General features: G+C 42.9%; 22 protein-coding genes. 10 read left to right on the plus strand and 12 right to left on the minus strand.

Going from position 1 to position 21,868, the window contains the following annotated elements; all coding sequences use genetic code 11:
• Positions 1-122 precede the first annotated feature (122 nt).
• The 4 genes from rpsU to ybiB all read right to left on the minus strand — a co-directional run bounded on the left by rpsU (position 123) and on the right by ybiB (position 3,385).
• Complete coding sequence (gene rpsU, locus KDM90_RS06195; RefSeq protein WP_186891961.1) at positions 123-335, minus strand: 30S ribosomal protein S21; 213 nt, start codon at positions 333-335, stop codon at positions 123-125.
• A gap of 172 nt (positions 336-507) precedes the next feature.
• Entirely contained in the window at positions 508-1,077 is a 570-nt protein-coding gene (locus KDM90_RS06200; RefSeq protein WP_212674727.1) for a hypothetical protein, read from the minus strand.
• 13 nt (positions 1,078-1,090) lie between these two features.
• Positions 1,091-2,314, minus strand: coding sequence for a BaiN/RdsA family NAD(P)/FAD-dependent oxidoreductase (locus tag KDM90_RS06205; protein ID WP_212674728.1), 1,224 nt, complete (start codon positions 2,312-2,314; stop codon positions 1,091-1,093).
• An 84-nt stretch (positions 2,315-2,398) separates the two neighbouring features.
• Entirely contained in the window at positions 2,399-3,385 is a 987-nt protein-coding gene (gene ybiB, locus KDM90_RS06210; protein WP_212674729.1) for a DNA-binding protein YbiB, read from the minus strand.
• Positions 3,386-3,571: 186 nt separating this feature from the next.
• On the opposite strand from ybiB, the gene KDM90_RS06215 reads away from it, so the two are divergent.
• Together KDM90_RS06215 and KDM90_RS06220 are read left to right on the plus strand one after the other, a co-directional pair.
• A complete protein-coding gene (locus KDM90_RS06215; RefSeq protein WP_212674730.1) occupies positions 3,572-4,066 on the plus strand; it encodes a response regulator in 495 nt (164 codons plus the stop codon).
• A gap of 36 nt (positions 4,067-4,102) precedes the next feature.
• Positions 4,103-4,468, plus strand: a complete 366-nt coding sequence (locus KDM90_RS06220; protein ID WP_212674731.1) for a VOC family protein — start codon at positions 4,103-4,105, stop codon at positions 4,466-4,468.
• Between the two features lie 74 nt (positions 4,469-4,542).
• On the opposite strand, the gene KDM90_RS06225 is transcribed toward KDM90_RS06220, so the two are convergent.
• From KDM90_RS06225 to KDM90_RS06240, 4 genes are all read right to left on the minus strand, one after another.
• The gene (locus KDM90_RS06225; protein ID WP_212674732.1) at positions 4,543-5,226 is read right to left on the minus strand and encodes a LysE family translocator; all 684 of its coding nucleotides are present in this window, start codon (positions 5,224-5,226) and stop codon (positions 4,543-4,545) included.
• Positions 5,214-6,251, minus strand: coding sequence for an isopenicillin N synthase family dioxygenase (locus KDM90_RS06230; RefSeq protein ID WP_212674733.1), 1,038 nt, complete (start codon positions 6,249-6,251; stop codon positions 5,214-5,216). Before KDM90_RS06230 ends, KDM90_RS06225 begins: the two co-directional genes overlap by 13 nt.
• A 536-nt stretch (positions 6,252-6,787) precedes the next feature.
• A complete protein-coding gene (locus KDM90_RS06235; protein WP_212674734.1) occupies positions 6,788-7,312 on the minus strand; it encodes a carboxymuconolactone decarboxylase family protein in 525 nt (174 codons plus the stop codon).
• A 161-nt stretch (positions 7,313-7,473) separates the two neighbouring features.
• Positions 7,474-8,022, minus strand: a complete 549-nt coding sequence (locus KDM90_RS06240; protein ID WP_212674735.1) for a peroxiredoxin — start codon at positions 8,020-8,022, stop codon at positions 7,474-7,476.
• Between the two features lie 384 nt (positions 8,023-8,406).
• Here KDM90_RS06240 and asd point away from each other — a divergent pair, with 384 nt between their 5' ends.
• The gene (gene asd / locus KDM90_RS06245) at positions 8,407-9,246 is read left to right on the plus strand and encodes an archaetidylserine decarboxylase (RefSeq protein ID WP_212674736.1); all 840 of its coding nucleotides are present in this window, start codon (positions 8,407-8,409) and stop codon (positions 9,244-9,246) included.
• A 295-nt stretch (positions 9,247-9,541) separates the two neighbouring features.
• Positions 9,542-10,192: an energy transducer TonB gene (locus KDM90_RS06250; protein WP_230409637.1), complete on the plus strand. Its 651-nt coding sequence runs from the start codon at positions 9,542-9,544 to the stop codon at positions 10,190-10,192.
• Between the two features lie 56 nt (positions 10,193-10,248).
• On the opposite strand, the gene KDM90_RS06255 is transcribed toward KDM90_RS06250, so the two are convergent.
• Positions 10,249-10,857 (minus strand): glutathione S-transferase N-terminal domain-containing protein, encoded by a 609-nt coding sequence (locus KDM90_RS06255; RefSeq protein ID WP_212674738.1) that lies wholly within the window; start codon positions 10,855-10,857, stop codon positions 10,249-10,251.
• A 367-nt stretch (positions 10,858-11,224) separates the two neighbouring features.
• On the opposite strand from KDM90_RS06255, the gene purB reads away from it, so the two are divergent.
• Positions 11,225-12,652: an adenylosuccinate lyase gene (gene purB, locus KDM90_RS06260; protein ID WP_212674739.1), complete on the plus strand. Its 1,428-nt coding sequence runs from the start codon at positions 11,225-11,227 to the stop codon at positions 12,650-12,652.
• Between the two features lie 148 nt (positions 12,653-12,800).
• Here purB and KDM90_RS06265 read toward each other — a convergent pair whose 3' ends face one another.
• Entirely contained in the window at positions 12,801-14,633 is a 1,833-nt protein-coding gene (locus tag KDM90_RS06265; protein WP_230409638.1) for a M4 family metallopeptidase, read from the minus strand.
• A gap of 402 nt (positions 14,634-15,035) precedes the next feature.
• On the opposite strand from KDM90_RS06265, the gene KDM90_RS06270 reads away from it, so the two are divergent.
• From KDM90_RS06270 to KDM90_RS06285, 4 genes are read left to right on the plus strand one after another with little or no spacing between them, the layout of a single operon-like run.
• On the plus strand, positions 15,036-15,581 hold the full coding sequence (locus KDM90_RS06270; protein WP_212674740.1) for a cytochrome b: 546 nt from the start codon (positions 15,036-15,038) through the stop codon (positions 15,579-15,581).
• Positions 15,578-16,144: a YceI family protein gene (locus tag KDM90_RS06275; protein WP_438947425.1), complete on the plus strand. Its 567-nt coding sequence runs from the start codon at positions 15,578-15,580 to the stop codon at positions 16,142-16,144. Before KDM90_RS06270 ends, KDM90_RS06275 begins: the two co-directional genes overlap by 4 nt.
• Before the next feature lie 19 nt (positions 16,145-16,163).
• A complete protein-coding gene (locus tag KDM90_RS06280; RefSeq protein WP_212674741.1) occupies positions 16,164-16,733 on the plus strand; it encodes a YceI family protein in 570 nt (189 codons plus the stop codon).
• A gap of 60 nt (positions 16,734-16,793) precedes the next feature.
• Positions 16,794-17,225, plus strand: coding sequence for a MarR family winged helix-turn-helix transcriptional regulator (locus KDM90_RS06285; protein WP_212674742.1), 432 nt, complete (start codon positions 16,794-16,796; stop codon positions 17,223-17,225).
• A 103-nt stretch (positions 17,226-17,328) separates the two neighbouring features.
• On the opposite strand, the gene secA is transcribed toward KDM90_RS06285, so the two are convergent.
• Complete coding sequence (gene secA, locus KDM90_RS06290) at positions 17,329-20,091, minus strand: preprotein translocase subunit SecA (protein ID WP_212674743.1); 2,763 nt, start codon at positions 20,089-20,091, stop codon at positions 17,329-17,331.
• 202 nt (positions 20,092-20,293) lie between these two features.
• Positions 20,294-21,277, minus strand: a complete 984-nt coding sequence (locus KDM90_RS06295; RefSeq protein ID WP_212674744.1) for a M23 family metallopeptidase — start codon at positions 21,275-21,277, stop codon at positions 20,294-20,296.
• 51 nt (positions 21,278-21,328) lie between these two features.
• Here KDM90_RS06295 and KDM90_RS06300 point away from each other — a divergent pair, with 51 nt between their 5' ends.
• Entirely contained in the window at positions 21,329-21,826 is a 498-nt protein-coding gene (locus KDM90_RS06300; RefSeq protein ID WP_230409639.1) for a DciA family protein, read from the plus strand.
• Positions 21,827-21,868 lie beyond the last annotated feature (42 nt).

A 21,868-nucleotide genomic window follows, 5' to 3' on the forward strand; every position in this document is an offset into this window, starting at 1 on the left:
ACAAGAAAACACAAACAAAAATAACAAAGCCCGCTGCGGTACACCGGAGCGGGCATGCAAACCTTAAGAACATGAGTACTGTATGACATTAAGCTTTTAAATTCACTCAATGCCAAACAGAATTAATACATCTTCTTAGGCAATTGCTGACTACGAATACGTTTGTAGTGACGTTTAACAGCTGCTGCTAAACGACGTTTGCGTTCTGCAGTTGGTTTTTCATAAAACTCGCGAGCGCGCAATTCGGTCAACAGACCGGTCTTTTCGATGGTGCGCTTGAAGCGACGCATGGCGACTTCGAACGGCTCGTTTTCTTTAAGGCGAATTGTGGTCATGTAAGTTCGGAACCAGTTAAAAATTTATAGGAAGACCGAGATCATAACAGAATTTTTAAAAATAGGGAAGTCGACTGATGAAAACTTACGCAAAATTTGTCGCATAAAGTATGCAGAAGTTTTCATTTTAACTATCACATCCTCATATTCAAAAAATTTTAGGCGGCAATTGCTAGAGAACCGAGTTTCGATTCATACCCAGCCGCACTTCTTTATACAAATCAAGTGCGTGGTCTTCCAATATAACGTTTGGCAATTGTGATCGGAAGGCTGGGTAGTTTTTAGAATACGCCGCAGTGCGGGCTTTCGATGCCGACCAGTCACCATGGCTATTTCTATTGACGATATGCAACTTTAGTTTCGATGGCCCTCGATTGGGTTGCGTCCTTTCCAATCTAGCTCGCCAATTCCGCAATCCGTGTACGTAGTAATCTTGGCGATCGCGTCCAGCAAGAACAATCAATGTATCAGTAACGTCTGCATATATCTGCGACAAGTCATCCCAAGGATTAGGCGCGATCGTCTTATCTAGCTGAAAATAAATAGATGGAAACAAACGTTGAAGATGCCGCAACTTCGAATTCGGCTCAATCGGATTTCGGACAACATCGTGTTCTCTCGTCAAGACAACTAAATGACCCAATTGACGTTGGAAGGCGATTCTCTCGAGATAGTTAAGTAATATCGCATGCCCTTGCGTAGGTGGATTCATGCGCGCAAACAGAAAAATCATTCCAGCCATTTTGATTCTTGCACTATATTTGTTCGGCGATTCCCTGGCCTGCAGCGACACCAGACGCCCACGCCCATTGGAAATTAAAACCACCCAACCAACCCGTCACATCAACCGCTTCTCCAACGAAAAACAAGCCGGGAACTTTCTTTGACATCATACTTTGTTGAGAAAGTTCACGTGTATCGACACCACCACGCGTCACTTCTGCCTTACGATATCCCTCTGTTCCATTCGGAATTAATTCCCAGCGATTAATTTTCTCGCCAAGCAATTGCAATCTTTTATCAGGCATATCTGCGATTCTAAGATTTCCATCAAAACCATGCGCCGCTAACAGCCCCTCGACCAACCGAAGAGGCAAATAAGCTGACAGCCAATTCGTCAAATTTTTCTTACTGCTTGTTTTCGCCTGAATCAATTCGGTAGACAACGCTACCTCAGGTAACAAATTCAAAAAAATGCTCTGTTTTGGTTGCCAATAGCTTGAAATTTGCAAAATCGCTGGCCCGGACAATCCGCGGTGCGTAAATAAGAGATCTTCACGAAAAACAATTTTATTTTTCTGACTACCTGTTTCAATATCAACCTCTAACGAAATTCCCGCCATTGAAACAAAGGCCGCCCAATCGTTTGCTTCAAAAGTTAAGGGAACCAAGGCTGGACGAGGTTCAACTACTTTCAATCCAAATTTCTTCGCAATTCTGTAAGAAAAATCTGTCGCTCCGATTTTGGGAATTGATAGACCACCGGTTGCAATCACAACGTTGTTGGCCATTAAGATCTTTTCTTCAGTGGTCACAACAAATCCATCCGGACTACGATCGATATCCAAGACTTTGCAAGGCATGGCCCAGCTCACTTGACCCGCGTTACATTCAGATCGAAGCATATTAATAATATCTTCTGCACTGACATCGCAAAATAACTGTCCTTTGTGCTTTTCGTGAAACGCGATTCGATAACGCTTCACAAGATTCAAAAAATCTTGCGGTGAATACCGAGACAGTGCGCTCCGACAAAAATGGGGATTATCAGAAATAAAATTTTGCCATGTCGCATGCAAGTTTGTAAAATTACATCGCCCGCCCCCAGAAATCCGGATTTTTTCGGCTAATTTGCTTGCATGATCGACCAACAGGACAGACTTACCAGCTTGACCTGCGACGGCAGCACACATCATTCCTGCGGCGCCCGCCCCAACGACGATCACATCATAGCTTCCGGATTTTTTTGATATTGACATAATTTCCTAATGAATCGACGTTGCGATTCCTTTGCAAAAACAACTAGAAGCGATGCATTGTAACGGAAATATGCATAGGTTAATTCAGCAACATTGTTTGACACGTCGTGCGAGCGCGAGGCACAACATGTGTTGCTGACGAATATTTTCTGGAATTTCTATTTTCCCGTCTAGAACCGACTTAATCCATCTAGCCGTGTGTTCCGCGCCTACGCCCTCCGGCAAATTCACCGACTCAGCGATCAGTTGAGATGACGCTTCTAACAATATTTCACGTTGTCCACGGAAATAGGCATCCATTCTTTGCGCACGTCCAGTACTTGCTACAACTTCCCCCTCAGTGCCGCGGCTCAAGACTACAGCACCATCCTCCGGAGGTGCGATCTGTTGAAAATAGCAATCCAACATCGCTTGGTATTCAGGATGCGTATATGAACTCAATCGCAATGCTGGCTGAGCAAATGGTTGTAGGATTTTGACGATCGTATGCGTTGAATTACGCACCCCTAAGATGCGCCTCATCATCAAAATTCTATATATCGCCGGAGACAAAGCTTTCAGAGGCATAAAGGCGAGTCGGGTCGTATTCAATTTCGTATCAACTTGATCTACCGTGCTAGCGGCATCGATTTGCAACTCGGTAAATATTTCCGCGCTAGTGACTCGACCAGGATCTTCCGTAAGGCCATGAACTAACACAGGCGCTCCTGAATTGGCCAGCAAGACAGCAAGAAGAGGCGTTAAGTTTGGGCGTTTACGTGCACCGTTATAACTAGGAATAATGATAGGCGCGTACTCTGAATTTAAGGGCGCATTTATGACTGGCATCGACGCATGTGCAGCGTCCAAAAAGCCAGCAATCTCCTCGATGGACTCTCCTTTGATTCGCATTGCCAAAAGTATCCCTCCCATTTCTAGGTCGTTAACACGCCCATCGAGCATTGCACAATACAAATGGCGGGCATCGTGACGAGACAAATCTCTTGCGCCATCTTTACCTCGTCCAATTTCTTTAATGTAGGAAGCTGCAATAAAAGGCTGGAGACTAAGTTGATCTTGAGTATTTTTCATATCCTAAGCTTACACTGCATCAGACAAAGTTCAAAACTCGCAGAATCAACTACAGAACGTCAATCAAATAAGCATGTTGAAAATGGACATCATAGTTAGGATACGTTTCTTATAGGGTGGAAATGCTGATGATTTACTGGTATCTTTCGCTATACTTGTTTCTATTCTCATAAAAAAACTCCTACCATGAATTCTCAAAATTCAAACACGAATGCCGCTTACCAAAAGCTTCACGTCCTATTGGTAGATGATGATGAGTTTCTTCTGGAACTCATGAAAGTGACATTGCGCGATTTGGGAGTTGGCAGTGTCGCTTTAGCACACAATGGTTTTGAAGGCCTCAACGCCTATCGACAAAACTCTCAACGTCCCAATCTCATCATTTGTGATTTATGTATGCCGCAGTTAGGTGGGATGGAATTATTGAGTCATTTAGCTTTGGATGGTTGCCAGTCGGACATCTTAATCATTTCTGGTCACAATCTTGTTCCTCCAGTCGACAATCATTGGTCACTTTCTAACTATAATGGCCCTATTCTTAATCTTGCGGAAAAAATCGCACGTATTCAAGGACTCAAAGTCCACGCAAGTTTTGAAAAACCCATTACTCGTGAAAAAATTATTGAAATGCTCGACGTTGTGATCGCACAAAATTCCCCTCGCCTTCAATCCGACAATTAGAATTCCCCTGCACCGGTCACCTCACAGAGAAACGCCATGATTTTAGGAATGCGAACCGTTATTTATCCCGTCTCTGATTTACAGAAAGCGAAGGACTGGTATACAAAAGTCTTGGAAAAAGATGCCTATTTTGACGAGGTATTTTATGTTGGCTTTCAGGTCGGTGGTTTCGAATTAGGTTTAATTCCAGACGGAATATCTGGGATTGCAGGATCACAAGCGTTGTGGGGAGTAACCGATGTTCAATTCGAGTTAGATCGTCTACTTAAGTTCGGCGCAAGCTTATTAGAACCCGCAACTGAGGTTGGTGGTGGCATAGTCGTAGCAGCAGTCAAAGATCCTTTTGGCAATCGATTTGGCTTAGTCCACAATCCTCATTTTGATTGCAATGCGGTACGCTAAAGAACAAGATGGGACGCAAGATTAATGAGCAAGCTTGACGAGCGTCCAAACAGTTTTGCAAATCACACAGTTATCTAAATAAGTACCAATAACGCGATCACCAGTAAAACAAGCGCAACAGCAAAATTAATGCTGCGAGTTACCCACGCTCGTTGGCGCAACCGGTTTGCGATCATTCCCCCAGCGAAAATCGCCAATAGGTCAGCTGGTATTGCCGTGATTGGGATTAACGCGGATAAAAAGAAAACAGCGGACGTCGATTTATTCTCAACAAATTGCGGCATAAAAGACAAAAAGAAAATAATCGTCTTTGGGTTGCTCAATTCAATAATGATGCCATTGATAAACAAGCGAACGATATCGTTTTTTCCTATCGAGGTCTGCTGGGCTTGTATGTTTTTAGCGCGGATAACAGAGATTTCAGCCTCCGAAGTGTCATTCAACTCCGCTATCTCATCTTCCTCTATTTTGGTCGCTGACATGAACGAATCATATGCAAGATATAAAAGGTAAATCGCACCAGCATACTTGACAAGCTGCAATAGCCAAGGGAACTTAACCGCCAACAAACTCAATCCCATTGCTGCAAAAAATGCATGTAAAACACCACCCATCGCAAGACCTAGTGAGGATGCCATGCCACCACTGACACCATACTGAACACTGCGAGAGAGTACATAAGCCATCGAAGGCCCTGGCGAAGCACTAAGCAACAACCCAGCGAACGCAACGGTGAGTACCGCGTTTAATTCAAACATGAAGCTTTTCCTTCTAAAAATTGATTCCTATTCACTAGCCCCAGTTTTCCGCTGTTTATAGTCAATCTTGAATACAAATCCTTTTCCTGACCGTCGCGCATTCTCAAGTAAGCAAAATCTTGTGTCACTTGCTTTAGAAGATGCTCGCCAGCGATGACCGGCTGCCGGCTATTTTTCTTGGCTTCAATCATCGGATGTATCACCGACTGATAGTCAAAAGCAGCAAAATAAGGCATGGAAAATCGCTCTTGCCCAGTATTCAATACACGATGTGGATTGGAACGATAACGCCCGCCTGAGATCACCTCGGCCATATCACCGACGTTCATCACGAGGGTGTTGGGTATGGGTGGAGCATCCAACCAGTTGCCCCTGACATCGACAGTTTGTAAACCGGGTGAAGTTTGATAAAGCAAAGTAAAGAATTCATAATCGGTGTGCGCTCCCATCATGCTATGCGTTCTAGCATTGCGTTGCACCGTATTGTTCTCTGGGTAATGAATCAAACGTAGCTGAGCTGTCGGCTTTGACATCATATTTGTTAAAGAATTGAAGCGCAGCCCCAAAGCTGCTTCAATTGTATGCGTTAGCATACGAGCCAGATCACTCACCGCTTCATAGTAGGAGTAAACAGCAGATTTAAATCCAAGTAAGTCTGGCCAAGTATTCGGGCCATAGAATATATTTCCTGAGAGGAAATCGATATCGAACGCAGGCAGCTCAAGGCCGATATCATAAGACTCATACATACGCATCGCCTCATCAACATACATGCCGCATTCTGAGAAACCAACATAGCCAGAGTGGCGTATCGCACGCGCTATGTCATATTTCTGTTTGAATGCATCTGACTGTGAAAAGAAGTGCAATGCTGCAGCTTGGGCTGAAGCAATCAATTTTAATGAAATTCCATGGTTCGACAAGTAGCAAAATCCAGTATTCTGCAATGCCGTATCTAGCAGTTCTGCCAATTTCGGCTCTCTCGGATTTCGTCTTAGTTCTGTCAAATCAACGATTGGAATCATCGATGCCTCCTCAATAAAGATGGAGCCATGATAACAACCATGAATATTAAATTAATATGCAAATAAGACAGCTAAATAGCCTTCTATTCTCCCTTTCAATTCGCGATGACACTATTCTTACCAGCTCAACAAAACTATTTACTTTTATACAATAATAGACGCAATTTTTCTGACCAACCATTGATCTCGAAATGATCTACTTGATTACGAGGCTGCCTTTAGAATTTGCATGGTCATGTCTCTTAGAGTTTGGCCTCTATTGTGAGTACCAATCAAACTTCAATGGCTGAGGGTAAGCTATTTTTTTAATCTTTAAATTATCATCAACTCTATTCAACGCGATGACAATGAATTGTCGCCTAAGCAATTCATTGCAAATTAATTGTAAAAAAATTAGATATCGTCCAGTGAAAAAAAAGCCGCATCAACACGCGGCTCTTTCCTATCTTGCACTACCGAACTCCGTCAAGATCTGCAGCAAAAGACAAAGCGTCTCAGCATTCATTGGAAAAACTCCCAGAGATTGATGAGAATTTCTACAAAGATTCGGCAGCGATCACCTGAGAAGCAGCATTGATGACTGCTGCGATCCGTCCTACATCACGTAACTGTGTGGTGGACATGCCTTCTTTACGGAGAAGATCAAAATGTGATTTGACGCAGAAATGGCATTTGCCAACAATCGAGGCAGCCAAAGCATACATTTCAAAACGGCGCTTATCAACACCACCATTCGTCGCATAGGCGTTCATACGAAGTTGTGCCCCCTGACTTTTCAGATCCTCATCATCGGCCATTTCAACGAATGGATACCAGACATTATTCATACCCATTAAGGAGGCCGCTGTCAGAGCCGCTTGCACTTCCTCAGGGGCGATGTGCCCTGAGTTCTTAATCAGATCTATCAACACTTTACTCTTCGCTGCAAATGCCGCTGCCAAGGCAACCGCTACAGCATCGTTACCTTCCAGACTAGAACGAGCGATTGTACTGTCCACATTCAAACGAATATCTTTTGCATAGTCAGGAATGCTATTTTTAATCGAAGTTAGAAATTCCATAGTTTTCACCTATTAATTAGCGTTTTTAAAACCCGCCGAAGCGGGTTGATTGTATTTTAGCGGAAGGAAGCACAGAAGTATGTGCTTGATCACTCCACATCATCGAAGACTACTTTGCAATGAGGACCAAAGCTAGGACAGATCGACAATTAACATTCAATTTATAAAGTCGAACCGCCTACTGAACGATTACATGGACACAATTCATCGGTTTGCAAACCATCCAAAATACGCAAGATTTCAGTCGGATTACGGCCGACATTCAAATTATTCACGGATACGTGTTGAATGACATTGTCTGGATCAACGATGAAAGTTGCGCGCAATGCCACACCTGCGTTGACGTCACGTACGCCCAACATATCCACTAACGAACCCGTTGCATCGCCGAACGCGTAGTGATTCAACTTATCCAAATCTTTGTGTTCACGACGCCATGCCAATTTGCAAAATTCGTTGTCAGTAGAACCGCCCATCAATACTGCATCGCGGTCTGAGAAATCTGACGCTAATTTAGCAAATTCAACGATTTCTGTTGGGCAAACAAAGGTGAAATCTTTTGGATAGAAATAGATGACTTTCCATTTACCTGGGAAAGAAGCTTCAGTAATCGTTTCAAAAGCAGACACGCCGTTCTCTTCATGATGATTAAAGCCAGGTTTTGCTGCTGGCACACTGAATGCGTCAAGTTTTTGTCCAACTGTTTTCATTGATTTCTCCTAGTTAATTGAGATGAGTATTACATTTGTTGTCGCTAATTCTTTTTTAAAGACATAAAAAGCAGAACATCGACAAATTCCGTTTAAATTCACAACTGAGACGAAGCTTACCACTATGAAACATTCAAATCCAATAGATATTTTCTAAATCACTATTAGCCTCTACCTAAGTCGATTCGCTTTTAAGATATCCTTAAATCACAAAATCCAGAGAGCAGAATAGTCGGTAATGACAATTGCCGTGACAAAAAAACGCTTAACAAAACAACTTTTGCGGTTTGCATCCCAAATTATGTCGCATATCGTGCGCAAAAATCTGCGAACACATGTTGAGCCGCTATAATCCGAATTCTTTACTTACATGACGAGTTCCCCGTGTTTGATCGTTTAGCCGTCCTTCCGCAATATTTCTTACCCAAATATTTATTAACAGCGTTTGCAGGTCTCGTTGCCAATGATCGTGGAGGCAAGCGTACCACGCGTCTCATCAATTGGTTCGTTAAAAAATACAAGGTCAATATGCTAGAAGCAGCAAATCCGGACACTGCTAGCTATGCGAGCTTTAACGAATTTTTCACACGTCCATTGCGCGCCGATGCTCGCCCTATTGCGTCTGCAAAATATGTATGCCCAGTTGATGGGGCGATAAGTGAATTCGGTAAAATTAAGCATGGACAAATTTTTCAAGCAAAAGGCCATTACTTTTCAACCGTTGCGCTAGTCGGTGGTGATGTCGACCTCGCCGCACAATATCAGAATGGCCAATTCGCGAATATCTATTTAAGTCCTCGTGACTACCATCGGATCCACATGCCTTGCGATGGTCAACTAAAAAAAATGATCTATGTCCCGGGCGAATTATTTTCTGTGAATCCGACAACTGCTCGCGGTGTTCCTGGTCTCTTCGCTCGAAATGAACGAGTCGTCTGTGTATTCGACTCCCCGCATGGAGAATTTATTTTAGTTCTCGTAGGCGCCACGATTGTCGGCAGTATGCAAACCAGCTGGCATGGCATTGTGAATCCTCCTCGTAGCAAAGAAATCCGCGAGTGGTCTTATTCCGATCACAGTGTATTTTTAAAAAAGGGCGAGGAGATGGGACGCTTCCTACTCGGATCGACGGTTGTAATGCTATTCCGCGAAGATAGCATGCAATTCAATCCAAAATGGAAAGCCACAGCGGCAGTAAAGCTTGGAGAGGAGATGGGTGCATAGCCTATTTGTTACTTCCAACAACCTATTATTCTTTCGACCTCTGATCCATAAGGGTGAGAGGCAAAAAGGTTGTCACAGAGATAAAAATCTTTCGACGAAACGATCTGATTAAGAGATCATTTCTACACAATTCGCAGACTAAAATACCTATCTTGATCCTTGAATTTGGAACAAGCTTGACCCGCCACAAGTAAATATGCATTGCATTGCACAAACTTCTTGCATCAACTTGAAACTTGATACATAATCTAAATACGAATTATTCTTATTTAGATTAATGTTTAAAGTCGCTGCTATGAACGCTCTGCAAGGCACCCTATTTCCACGTCAATTTGCAACTGGTAGTCTTATCGCCGCTTTGCATATAATTGTATTTGGTTTCATCATTTTGAATCCAAATAAACACTTTCAGGCAACACCTAAAGAAACGATCGTCCTGATGATGCCAAGCTCTATGCCTAAATTGGCGGCACCGATGGAAAAAGTTAAACAGGTACAGAAAACAACTCCAAATCAAGCAGCTCTTCCGCGACAAATCGCAATACGAGACATGACTCAAGACGCTATTGCGGTGAGCCCTATTCAAGTGGAAGAAAGCCTACACGCTACACCAAGCCATATCACGCCAACCCCCACCATAGCTACCAAGGTGGAGCCAGTCGGGCCAAAAATCATTAGTGCTGTCGAATATATTCAAGCACCACAAGCAGACTACCCTCCAATGGCTCGACGCTTAGGCGAGGAGGGTCGAGTTGTAATGCAAGTCCTTGTCAACGACAAAGGGCGCGCAGAAAAAGTGGAGATCCTAAAATCCTCAGGTTTCAGTCGACTCGACGAATCGGCCAAGATAGCCTTATTTAGAGCACTGTTTAAACCATATGTTGAAGATGGTAAAGCAACAACAGTATTAGCAACGGCGAGTATCAATTTTTCATTAAGAGGTTAAGCTGCCGCTCAAAAAATATCCTAAAAAAAAGCATGCTAAAGCATGCTTTTTTTTATTCACTCTGGAAGAGTATCTTTAAACGACGTGCGTTCACTTAATTTATCAAACAATTTTGCCAAATTTGGATATTCCTCTCGCCACCCTACCTGAGGGAACCGAAACGCTAACCAACCCAAGCAGCATCCAACACTTATATCGGCCAAAGTTAGATGATTTCCCACACAATATGCCGACTCACCCAAGCCTTGCGACATCGCCTTTAGCCCTGCATTGACTTTGTCCCACTGCCGATTGATCCACGATTCGCTTTGGAGCGAGGGCTCACGCAAAGTATGCTCAAGTCGTATCAAAACGGCAGCATCAAGAATACCATCGGACAAAGCTTCCCAGTTTTTGACCTCTGCACGTTCACGTCCGTGGGGCGGAATCAACTTTCCAACAGGTGTCAAAGTATCTAAGTACTCAACAATGACTCTTGAATCGAACATAGCTCCACCGTCCTCCATCAAAAGACAGGGAATTTTACCCAATGGATTTGACTGTTGAATCGTAGTGTCGTTTGACCAAACATTTTCGAGCAGCAAGGCGTAATCCAATTTTTTTTCCGCTAAAACAACACGGACTTTTCTTACGTAAGGACTAGTCAAAGAGCCGATTAATTTCATAGTATTTTCGGATAAAGAATTAGATCAGAACAAGCTATTTTTAATAGGAATTAAAAAATTACATTTCTCAACCTACATTATAACATTGCAGTGCAGTACGCATTTTGGAGGGGATGTAAAAGCTTGGCCAAATAGAGTGGCGCTAAAAATCGCGAGACCCATGTTAAAATATAGACTCAATTGCAGCCTAAAGAATGTACCAATGCTTGAACGATCTATGGATCAGTTTCAACGTTTCAATCCATTATTGCACGAAACACCCACCAAAGTTGCATAAGTAATAAATTTTTACTGCAAATCTTACTATACTCCCGGCGCGATTCTGTCACTACAGAAATTTACTTAACCTTACTATTTCCTCTTCGCCATGCCTTTATCTACTCTATCAGCACTTTCCCCTCTTGACGGACGCTATGCATCCAAAGTTGACTCGTTACGCGCAACTTTATCTGAAGCAGGTTTTATGCATCACCGTGTGAAAGTCGAGATTGCTTGGCTACAAGCACTTTCGCTCGCAGGATTTACGGAAATCAAGCCGTTCTCTGCCGCAGCAAACGCCTTACTGGAACGTATTGCAAACAATTTTTCAGACGAAGATGCGGCTCGTATCAAGTCAATTGAAGCGGTAACAAATCACGATGTGAAAGCAGTCGAATATTGGCTAAAGGAATCCGTTGGTCTTGCATTGCCTGTTAGCTACGATCATCTACCTCAACGTGTCTTAAATATCGACCCTGCAGTTACTGCGGAATTAAAAGCAGCTGCTGAATTTATACACTTTGCATGTACATCCGAAGATATCAACAATACCTCTCATGGGATGATGTTAAAAACTTCTCGCGATACGGTGATGATTCCAGCATTGGAAAAAGTCATTGCACGACTGAAAGAAATCGCGCACATCAATGCGGAGGTTCCTATGCTATCACGTACCCATGGACAGACCGCTAGTCCAACGACTTTGGGCAAAGAAATGGCCAATGTCGTCGCTCGACTGGAACGCGCTGTGCTACGTATCAAACAAGTAGAAATATTGGGAAAAATGAATGGTGCTGTTGGCAATTATAATGCCCACCTCTCAGCTTACCCAAATCACGATTGGGAAAACTTTTCTAAGAACGTGATAGAACAGCGCTTAGGTTTAGTCTACAACCCATACACAATTCAAATTGAGCCACATGATTACATGGCCGAGATGTTCGATGCTTTCGCCCGCGCCAATACAATTTTACTCGACCTAAATCGCGACATATGGGGCTACATTTCAGTTGGGTATTTTAAACAAAAGACGAAAGCAGGTGAAATCGGTTCATCGACCATGCCACACAAAGTCAACCCTATTGATTTTGAAAATTCGGAAGGTAATTTGGGACTAGCAAATGCGTTACTCAAGCATTTATCTGAAAAGCTCCCAGTCTCACGCTGGCAACGCGACTTGACCGATTCTACCGTGTTGAGAAATATTGGTGTTGCGTTCGGCTATACGCTTTTGGCTTATGATAGTTGCCTACGTGGCTTAAATAAATTAGAGACAAATCAAATTCGTTTGGCTGAAGACTTAGATAATACTTGGGAGGTTTTGGCGGAACCAGTACAAACCGTCATGCGCCGCTATGGGGTCGAGAATCCCTACGAGCAACTGAAGGAGTTAACGCGCGGCAAAGGTATTTCAAAGGAAGCCTTACGTGAATTTATCTTCGGCTTAGCTATTCCACAAGAAGCAAAAGATCTCTTACTAGCTATGACGCCAGCAAATTACACTGGCATCGCTGCAAAACTTGCGAAGGCAATTTAATCAAGCGATCAGGAGTCTTATAAGAAAAAGGGGCATTAAGTATTCGATACTTAATGCCCCTTTTTCTACATTGAATGCAATTTAAAACTAAATATCACGAAAAAAACGACATCAAATCTTTCGATTTAATGTCGACTTCGATGACATATTATTTATACGTCGCAACCAACGACGCGCCTTTAACCGCTTGATTTGCTTTTACCCAAACATAGTAAGTGCCGCTGTTCGGTTTCGAAATTAAGACACTCTCCGCATTTTTCGAACCAGTGGACTTACGCAAATATGCGGAGGTCGATGGAACCGCTCCGAAGTTCACATATAAATCCCCATCGCCTGTACCCGCAGACATTGCTACGGACAAACTCGATTTGCCCGCTGGCAGAGAAATACTGTACAAGAAACTACCGTTCTTCGGAATGACGATTGAGTTAACTTTCACGCCATTTTTCAATGGAATCGCAACTGGCAATGAGCCAGGGCAAGCAACGCCAACTGCAGCAAACGCATTTGTCACATCCGACACGCTATAACCACGATTGCGTGCTGCTTGTTCGACGCCACAAGCGCCAGAGTTAAATGTGCTGTTCTCAGTCCAGAAGAAACGATTAGCATCAGCCATCACTTCAAACGCTTTCCGAACACTCCAGTTTCTTGAAGTTGCCAAAAAGTAGAATGCACGATTGTATACGCCGCTGGAGAAGTGCACGTCCAAATCGTCAGTGTAATCTTCTGCGTGATCGATTGAATAACCATCTAATGACGGTTGAACCATCGTACGCAAGGCGCCATTTGATTTAAAGATCTCACGACCAACCAAAAAGTCATTCGATCCCTTCATATACACTTCGGTTGCCTCACCTGCCATATCAGAGAACGCTTCGTTCATACCGCCTGATTGGAATTCATATATCAAGCCCGAGTTTTGTTCTGTAAAACCATGACTCACTTCGTGACCTGCAACGTCCATCGAGACGAGTGGATAGAAATACGAATAGCCATCACCAAAAGTCATGGTTTCGCCATCCCAAAACGCGTTTTCATAATTTATCCAAAAATGGACACGCATAGACAATTTTTGATAGATAGGGCGAATGCCTAACCAATCTTTATACATGTTGAAAACACCATGACCAAAATAGTATGCGTCATTGATTGGTGAATAGGCGCCATTCACGGCCTTGTATGTATTTCGTGAGCAATCAAATTTAAATGGAGTGTTGAAGTAGTATTCATCCGTAAAAGGATCCTTGCCACTCATATCAACAGCAGCAACATCATCACTATCCATTGTGCAGTCAGATTTCACATTAAGGAAACCATAGTTTGTTCCATATTCATACTGACCCGTTTTTGCGTTGCCACCTGGGCCCGTCGCTTTTGTACCAGCGGTTGTAATCCCTTCCCACTGTTTCAAAATCGCACCTGAATCTGCATCAATCATGAAATGCGGGCGGCTAGGTTTCAATGAGGAGCGAGACAAAAATGACACTGCATAGACCAAACGCGCTTTACCGTTCTCATCTTGCTGCACAACCAATTTTGCCTGCTCATTTCCAGCTTTTAACGCGTTTGCTTTTAATTTAGCGATATTCAAAACCTGTGCGGCACTCAATTTTGGAGTGACGGATGGCAGGTCTTTCTCGATTCCTCGTAACATCGAGCCGACCATTGTAGGCACATTCACTCCATCTTTTCGTTGTTCAACGACCGCTTGCCCCCAAACTGGCACACCTTTATAGAGTTGTTGGTGGCGTGTGACGTTCAAACCGCTAGGTAATTTCGCGCTGCGCAGGGATTTCAGTTCCTCAGAACTCAACCCCAAGAACGACGCGGCTGGCACGAAAGTCTTTGACGAAAACAAGGACTTATTTGCGACGCTTGTCGTCGATAAATCAACACGTTCAGCAGCCATTGCATTGCATGCTGCGATAACACCTGCAGATATCAAGGTGAATTTTGTCATTTGTTTTAAATTGCGCATTTCTAGTCCCTATGTTTATTTGAGTCATCAGTTATGGCTGCTCTTCTTCGACCTTCTTTTTTTTGCTAAAAGCTTTTTAAAGGTTCATGTTCAGCAGTACGATGCTAGCACATTTTTTGTGTAAGAAAAGACATTTAATTTGTTTTTTTGATATTTTAAATCAAAATCAAACACATTCATTGCGATAACAAAATGCTTTTAATTTAATTTACTTTACTTGCATCAATATTATTTCTTTAAGGTATTTTTTAAGTTGCTTTTTTAAAAATTCTGCTTCTTGAGGGTAGGAATCATGACACTCAAAATACGCTGAGACCTGACTTATTTAGACTTTCAAGCACGATTGCTTTTTTTTTGCTATATTAGTTCTACTTCGAACTAATTTCCAATTTAGGAACGTCTATGAGTCGATATCCAAGCCTCAACATTGCTATACATTGGCTACTTGCCATCATGATCCTTATTGCTTTCGCAATGGGGTTTTATATGGTTGACTTAACGATTAGCCCGAACAAACTCAAACTTTTTGCGTGGCACAAATGGCTAGGTGTCAGCATTTTGGGATTGGTTGGTATTAGGCTACTTAGTAGACTGATTTTGGGAGCTCCAGCCTACCCGGCATCGATGAAACTATGGGAGAAATACATCGCCAATCTCACTCACATTATTTTGTATATCCTGATGTTTGCGGTTCCGATCTCTGGCTATTTATATACCTATGCGGCTGGGTTTCCTATCGTATATTTAGGCTTGTTTGAACTACCTGCAATCATCCCACCTCTTACAGAGCAAAAGAATCTGCTCAAAGACTTACACGAAACCCTAACCATGAGTATGCTCATTGTTTTAATTTTGCATTTACTTGCTGTGATTAAACATCAATTCATTGACAAGGACGAGATTCTTTACCGAATGCTTCCCATCCAAAGAAAGAGTGACCAAAAATGATTTCCTTCAATAAAGCAAACAAAATCAGTGCTGTATTCTTGATGCTCATGAGTTTTTGCATCGTGGCAGCTACCCCAGCGGGCATAGACAATACTAAAAGTAGTATCAATTTCGTATTCAAGCAAATGGAAGTGCCTGTACAAGCAAAATTTAAAAAATTTCAAGCAAGCATCGACTATAACCAGAATAAACCTGAAGCCTCGACAGCTAAAGTCGAAATTGATTTAAATAGTGTTGATCTCCCAGCACCTGAATATAACCAAGAGGTACTAAAAAAAGAATGGTTTAACGCTGCACAATTTCCCAAAGCAATTTTTACTTCAACAGGAATGAAATCTTTGGGTGCCGGAAAATTGGAGGCGACAGGCAATCTTTCAATTAAGGGCAAAAGTATCGTCGTTAAATTTCCTTTGACTATCAAGCCAGAGGGGAAGGGGTTTAATTTCGAAGGTACATTACCAATCAAACGTTTGCAGTTCAACATTGGTGAGGGAGAGTGGAAGGATACCAGTATGGTCGCCGACGACGTCCTCATCAAATTTAAAGTAGTCACCAATCCTTAACTTTCCAGGAGATCTAGCAATGAAACTAAATCAATTAATCGCAATCGGCTTGTTCGCAGTGGCAGCTCCAAGTTTTGCGCAAACCTACAAAATCGACCCTAGCCATACTTATCCAAGCTTCGAAGCTGATCACAAAGGGATCTCTTTCTGGCGTGGCAAATTTACCAAAACAGAAGGTACGATTACACTAGATCGTGCTGCCAAAACCGGCACAATGTCAATCACCATTGATGCAAACTCCATCGATTTTGGTCATCAAAAAATGAATGATCATGCCAAAAATAAGGACATGTTCAATGCACCTCAATTTCCAACCATTACCTATGTAGGCAAATCCATGAAATTTGATGGAGACCGCTTGGTATCAGTCGATGGCGAGTTAACTTTACTTGGTGTCACTAAGCCAGTTGCATTAACTGTCAACAAATTCAAATGCATTCAAGATGCGATGACCAAAGCAGAAATCTGTGGTGCGGATGCCAGTGCTGAATTTAAACGTAGTGACTTCGGAATGAATTTTGCGTTGAATTGGGGCTTCTCTCCAGACGTCAAATTATCGATCCAAGTTGAAGCTGTGAAGTCAAACTAATATAAAAGCCGAATAGAGTGAGGTATCAACCCCACTCTATCGCAAATGGCAGACGGCGTTATGGACAAAAGATACCTACGCAGCATTCGCTTACTATCTGAATGCATGCAATTGTTTGAAAAAGCTTCTAGCAAACGCGTTCGAGCGCTGGGATTTACCGATTCTCAATTCGATATTATTGCCACCTTGGGAAACACCGCAGGCATGACTTGCAAAGAACTGGGTGAAAAAACACTGATAACAAAAGGAACTCTGACTGGCGTCTTAGATCGACTAGAGGCAAAGGGCATCATTCAACGTGAGCGCGGCGCAGACAGGCGTCAGCTATTCATCAAACTCACTGAATTTGGTGAACATCAATTTCAACTCTCTTTCCCAGAGGTTGTTAATGATGGACGGCGCGCTTTTAGCGCCTATACGCAAACCGATTTTACGATACTTGAAGAACAATTAATGAAATTAAAAGATACACTCAGCTCGCATTTGGATTGAGTGGAATCAGTCTCCAATCAACTCAAACGAGTGTCATCAGTTAACAGCACATACAAAAAAAGACGGGTTGCGCCCGTCTTTTTTCATTTTCACACCGTATGAATCAAGCCAACTTACCGTGACATTGTTTGTATTTCTTACCGCTTCCGCATGGGCACAAATCGTTTCTTCCGATTTTCAATCCATGTTCAACATATGGCAACTGATCTCCCTCAATCGCTGGAGTTGGCGCTAACATTTCTTCAGGCGATGCATTTGCATCGAATTCGGCGTGTTGGTAATGTACATTCTCAACTTGTGACTGCGCCATTTGTTGCTCTGCCGCTTCAATTTCTTCACGAGACTGAATGCGCACCGTCACCACAATACGCACAACCTCATTCTTAATCATATCTAACATCTGGCCAAACAATTCAAACGCTTCACGTTTATATTCTTGTTTTGGATTTTTCTGCGCATAACCTCGCAAATGTATTCCCTGACGAAGATGATCTAATGCAGCCAAATGTTCGCGCCAATGATTGTCAATGCTTTGTAACATCACGCTACGTTCAAAGCCAGCAAATGCTTCTTTACCTACCAATTCGACTTTTGCATCGTAAACAGCTTTAGCAGCCCCGATCACGCGTTCGATGATGTCTTCATCGGACAAGTTTTTCTCAGTTTCGAGTAAATCGACCAAATTGAGCTCTAAACTCCATTCAGCGGCTAAGCTTGCCTGCAAACCCGCTAAATCCCACTGCTCTTCAACTGTCTCCTCTGGGACATACTGACGCACAAGATCATGAAACATGCCGTCCCGCAAAGAAGCGATCATGTCAGACATGTCGACAGCCTCAAGCAATTCATTCCGCTGCTGGTAAATTACTTTACGTTGATCGTTCGCTACGTCATCGTATTCTAACAATTGTTTACGAATATCAAAATTCCGTGCCTCAACCTTGCGTTGTGCAGACTCAATAGAGCGGCTAACTATCCCCGCTTCAATTGGCTCGCCTTCCGGCATTTTCAGGCGATCCATAATTGCACGTACTCGATCGCCCGCAAAAATTCGCAACAATGCATCGTCTAATGAGAGATAAAAACGTGAAGACCCAGGGTCTCCTTGACGCCCAGAACGTCCGCGCAATTGATTATCAACTCGACGAGATTCATGACGCTCTGTCCCAACAATGTGCAGACCACCAGCAGCAACCACCTGATCATGCAAGGACTGCCATTCATCACGTAATTTTTGCGACTGACTGTGTTTTTCTGCGTCCGACAAATTATCGGATGCTTCAATCATTTGAACCTGTTTAGCCACATTGCCACCAAGGACAATATCTGTGCCGCGACCCGCCATATTGGTTGCAATGGTAATCGCTTTTGGACGCCCCGCTTGTGCAATAATTTCTGCTTCGCGAGCATGTTGCTTCGCATTCAAAACATTGTGTGGAAGCTTGGCTTTATCTAAGATACCTGAAAGTAGCTCAGAATTTTCGATCGATGTTGTGCCAACCAGCACTGGCTGTCCACGCTCATAGCAATCTTGAATATCCTTAAGCATTGCGCCATATTTTTCTTGCGCAGATTTATAAACTTGGTCTTGCCGATCTTTACGTTGAGAAGGTCTATTCGGAGGAATAACTACTGTCTCCAAATTATAAATCTCTTGGAATTCATACGCTTCTGTATCTGCTGTACCTGTCATCCCAGATAACCGGGCGTACATACGGAAATAATTTTGGAATGTAATCGAAGCGAGTGTCTGATTTTCGTTTTGAATGCGCACACCTTCTTTTGCTTCAACGGCTTGATGCAGTCCATCTGACCAGCGCCGCCCTGTCATCATGCGTCCTGTAAACTCATCAACGATTACGATCTCATCATTCAAAACAACGTAGTGTTGATCTTTAAAATAAAGGGCATGTGCACGTAATGCAGCGTACAGGTGATGTACTAGTGAAATGTTCGCAGCGTCATACAGTGAGGCGCCTTCGGGCAATAAACCCATCTGAGTCAGAATACGTTCAGCTTTGTCATGCCCAGCTTCGGTTAGCAAAACTTGGTGCGACTTCTCATCTTTCGTAAAGTCGCCTGGCACCTCAACGACACCTTTCCCATCGGGAGTTTCCTCACCAATTTGCAAGGTAAGTAACTTCGGAACTTCATTGATTTTGTAGTAAAGTTCCGTATGATTCTCGGCCTGTCCCGAAATAATCAAAGGTGTGCGCGCTTCGTCAATTAAAATCGAATCTACTTCATCAACAACGGCGAAATTTAACGCGCGCTGAACCCGATCTTTGGCTTCGTACACCATATTGTCGCGCAAATAATCAAATCCATATTCATTGTTGGTGCCGTAAGTGACATCAGATGCATAAGCAGCTTGTTTAGCATCGTGTTCAAGCTGAGACAAATTCACGCCCGTGGTTAACCCTAACCAGCCATACAACTGTCCCATCTGATCCGCATCACGCTGCGCCAAATAGTCATTTACAGTCACGACATGCACACCTTTACCAGAGAGCGCATTGAGATAAATTGGCAAGGTTGCCATTAAAGTCTTACCCTCGCCAGTACCCATTTCCGCAATCTTGCCAAAATGCAATGCCATACCACCGATCATTTGTACGTCGAAGTGCCGCATTTTTAGCACCCGTTTGCTCGCTTCACGGCAAACTGCGAATGCTTCAGGCAACAGCGTATCTAAAGTCTCGCCCTTCATCAAGCGCTGTTTGAACTCTGGTGTTTTAGCCTTCAATTGCTCATCCGAAAAAGCTTCATACTTAGGCTCTAAGGCGTTGATTTCACGGACAATTTTTTGATATTGTTTCAAGAGACGCTGATTGCGACTACCGAATATTTTGGTCAGAAATGACATGCTAGTAGTGGGTTATGAAGGGTAAGGTTCTAAAACACTGCAAAAAACGCAAGATTGCAGCAGATATGATTAACTTTTTATTTTAACATGCCTCACACAGCTTTCCAGAATTTATCCTATTTAGAAAGCGAAGTTAGAATCGAGATGGAGACAAATCGAACAAATTCAAGATCAAGAGAATGCTGCTCCCGCACAACTCGCTTCAATTTGGCAATTGGCGATAGTAATTTGCAAGTTTTGAATGATCGACCCGGTCATTGCCAGGATTGAGAAACTTATGTGGATTTTGAGCGACACCTTTAATTCTGACTTCAAAATGTAAGTGTGCTCCAGTCGACCGTCCCGTCGATCCAATATTGGCAATATGTTGACCCCGTTTCACAATATCCCCAACTTTCGCCAACAATTTAGAAGCATGAGCATAGCGAGTGATCATGTCAGCACCATGATCAATTTCCAACATATTCCCAAACTCAGGGTGATACTCGGCGGCAACCACAACCCCACCCGCCGCAGCGACTATGGGGGTACCCGTTGGAGCCGAAAAGTCCAAGCCTTCATGAAAGGCGGTCCGACCTGAAAATGGGTCGAGGCGTCGCCCAAACGTTGACGCATTGTAACCAACATTGACAGGAACAATGGTCGGCAACAATTTTGCTTGAAGCTTGTAGCTCATCAATTTTGATTCAACAACATTCAAATAATCAGAACGATAATTCAGATCTTTTGATAAGGCGTCGAGGGCAGTCTGAAAGTCTTGCAAGCTCAAATCTTGTTTGGCTGTATCAGCAACAATCTCAGCACCGCCGCGAGCTGGTGCTTCTTTGAAATTAAACTCCTCTGGCTTAACACCTGCTAAGCCCTGCACTCTCTCTCCAAGTGCATCAAGTCGAATCAATTGCGCTTGCATCTCACCAATTTTGACCGCCATCGCATTCAAATTCTCTTTCAAGTATTTGTCGTTGCCTGTCAATGATACATTCGCGGAAGCTTGAAAAGCCTGTGGCAATATACTCTTCATTAAGGTCGAATCGGTCGACGCGATGCGACCTAAAATACCCATCAATACAAATGCGACTAGCAATACTAATAATGCAAATGCTGAGAGAAAAGCAAATAAATGTTTTGATGACAAAGTAACTGACTTTGCCCGAGTCAAGCGAGAATGCATGATAATCACTTGCATTAAGCATTACCTCCGTGATCAACAAGACTGAATTATGGTAATGTGCCGTTTATGCAATTACCTCATCCGACTTACCGACTAAATGTCAAACGCAGCAAAAAAATGGCTCAAAGCAATGAAATAGCATCATTTTTACGTCAAAATGATAAATTATCGCCATTATTACCGACTGTTAAGAGGAACATTTCGCTTCAAAAAGAATGTCGAAGCATTTTGCCCGCTATCTTTGATGCGTGCGAGGTTCTTAACCTCAATGATGAACATCTTGTGATGTCTGCACCAAACGCCTCTATTGCAACGAAATTAAAACAGCAGTTACCAAAACTGCAGATACATTTGCAACAACGAGGATGGCAGATTAACGCAATCAAGATTAAAGTACAAGTGAAACGCGTTATCGAAAAGCCCACAGCTATCAAACAGGCTCTTCTTACAAGGCCAGCTTTGAATGCATTTCAAAATTTAGAAAATAGCTTAGAAGCAACCCCACAAAATGCCGAACTAAAAGCAGCTCTGAGTCGATTGCTTAGTCGAAACCAAATCAAATAGAAACTGAGCCAAAACTCTAATCTGATAAAACCAAGTCAATAA

It is taken from the genome of Affinundibacterium fentianense (genome assembly GCF_018139545.1).
In the GTDB taxonomy this organism is placed as follows: Bacteria; Pseudomonadota; Gammaproteobacteria; order Burkholderiales; family Burkholderiaceae_D; genus Undibacterium; species Undibacterium fentianense.

Bases quoted from the DNA above. Each gene is read 5' to 3' on its own strand.
- purB (WP_212674739.1), top strand. From the start codon at position 11,225: ATGCCTTTATCTACTCTATCAGCACTTTCCCCTCTTGACGGACGCTAT.
- ybiB (WP_212674729.1), bottom strand. From the start codon at position 3,385: ATGAAAAATACTCAAGATCAACTTAGTCTCCAGCCTTTTATTGCAGCT.
- rpsU (WP_186891961.1), bottom strand. From the start codon at position 335: ATGACCACAATTCGCCTTAAAGAAAACGAGCCGTTCGAAGTCGCCATG.
- KDM90_RS06265 (WP_230409638.1), bottom strand. From the start codon at position 14,633: ATGCGCAATTTAAAACAAATGACAAAATTCACCTTGATATCTGCAGGT.
- KDM90_RS06300 (WP_230409639.1), top strand. From the start codon at position 21,329: ATGCAATTACCTCATCCGACTTACCGACTAAATGTCAAACGCAGCAAA.
- KDM90_RS06270 (WP_212674740.1), top strand. From the start codon at position 15,036: ATGAGTCGATATCCAAGCCTCAACATTGCTATACATTGGCTACTTGCC.
- KDM90_RS06220 (WP_212674731.1), top strand. From the start codon at position 4,103: ATGATTTTAGGAATGCGAACCGTTATTTATCCCGTCTCTGATTTACAG.
- KDM90_RS06295 (WP_212674744.1), bottom strand. From the start codon at position 21,277: ATGCAAGTGATTATCATGCATTCTCGCTTGACTCGGGCAAAGTCAGTT.
- KDM90_RS06205 (WP_212674728.1), bottom strand. From the start codon at position 2,314: ATGTCAATATCAAAAAAATCCGGAAGCTATGATGTGATCGTCGTTGGG.
- KDM90_RS06225 (WP_212674732.1), bottom strand. From the start codon at position 5,226: ATGTTTGAATTAAACGCGGTACTCACCGTTGCGTTCGCTGGGTTGTTG.
- KDM90_RS06240 (WP_212674735.1), bottom strand. From the start codon at position 8,022: ATGAAAACAGTTGGACAAAAACTTGACGCATTCAGTGTGCCAGCAGCA.
- KDM90_RS06255 (WP_212674738.1), bottom strand. From the start codon at position 10,857: ATGAAATTAATCGGCTCTTTGACTAGTCCTTACGTAAGAAAAGTCCGT.
- KDM90_RS06285 (WP_212674742.1), top strand. From the start codon at position 16,794: ATGGACAAAAGATACCTACGCAGCATTCGCTTACTATCTGAATGCATG.
- secA (WP_212674743.1), bottom strand. From the start codon at position 20,091: ATGTCATTTCTGACCAAAATATTCGGTAGTCGCAATCAGCGTCTCTTG.
- KDM90_RS06275 (WP_438947425.1), top strand. From the start codon at position 15,578: ATGATTTCCTTCAATAAAGCAAACAAAATCAGTGCTGTATTCTTGATG.
- KDM90_RS06230 (WP_212674733.1), bottom strand. From the start codon at position 6,251: ATGATTCCAATCGTTGATTTGACAGAACTAAGACGAAATCCGAGAGAG.
- KDM90_RS06235 (WP_212674734.1), bottom strand. From the start codon at position 7,312: ATGGAATTTCTAACTTCGATTAAAAATAGCATTCCTGACTATGCAAAA.
- KDM90_RS06200 (WP_212674727.1), bottom strand. From the start codon at position 1,077: ATGGCTGGAATGATTTTTCTGTTTGCGCGCATGAATCCACCTACGCAA.
- KDM90_RS06215 (WP_212674730.1), top strand. From the start codon at position 3,572: ATGAATTCTCAAAATTCAAACACGAATGCCGCTTACCAAAAGCTTCAC.
- KDM90_RS06250 (WP_230409637.1), top strand. From the start codon at position 9,542: ATGAACGCTCTGCAAGGCACCCTATTTCCACGTCAATTTGCAACTGGT.
- KDM90_RS06280 (WP_212674741.1), top strand. From the start codon at position 16,164: ATGAAACTAAATCAATTAATCGCAATCGGCTTGTTCGCAGTGGCAGCT.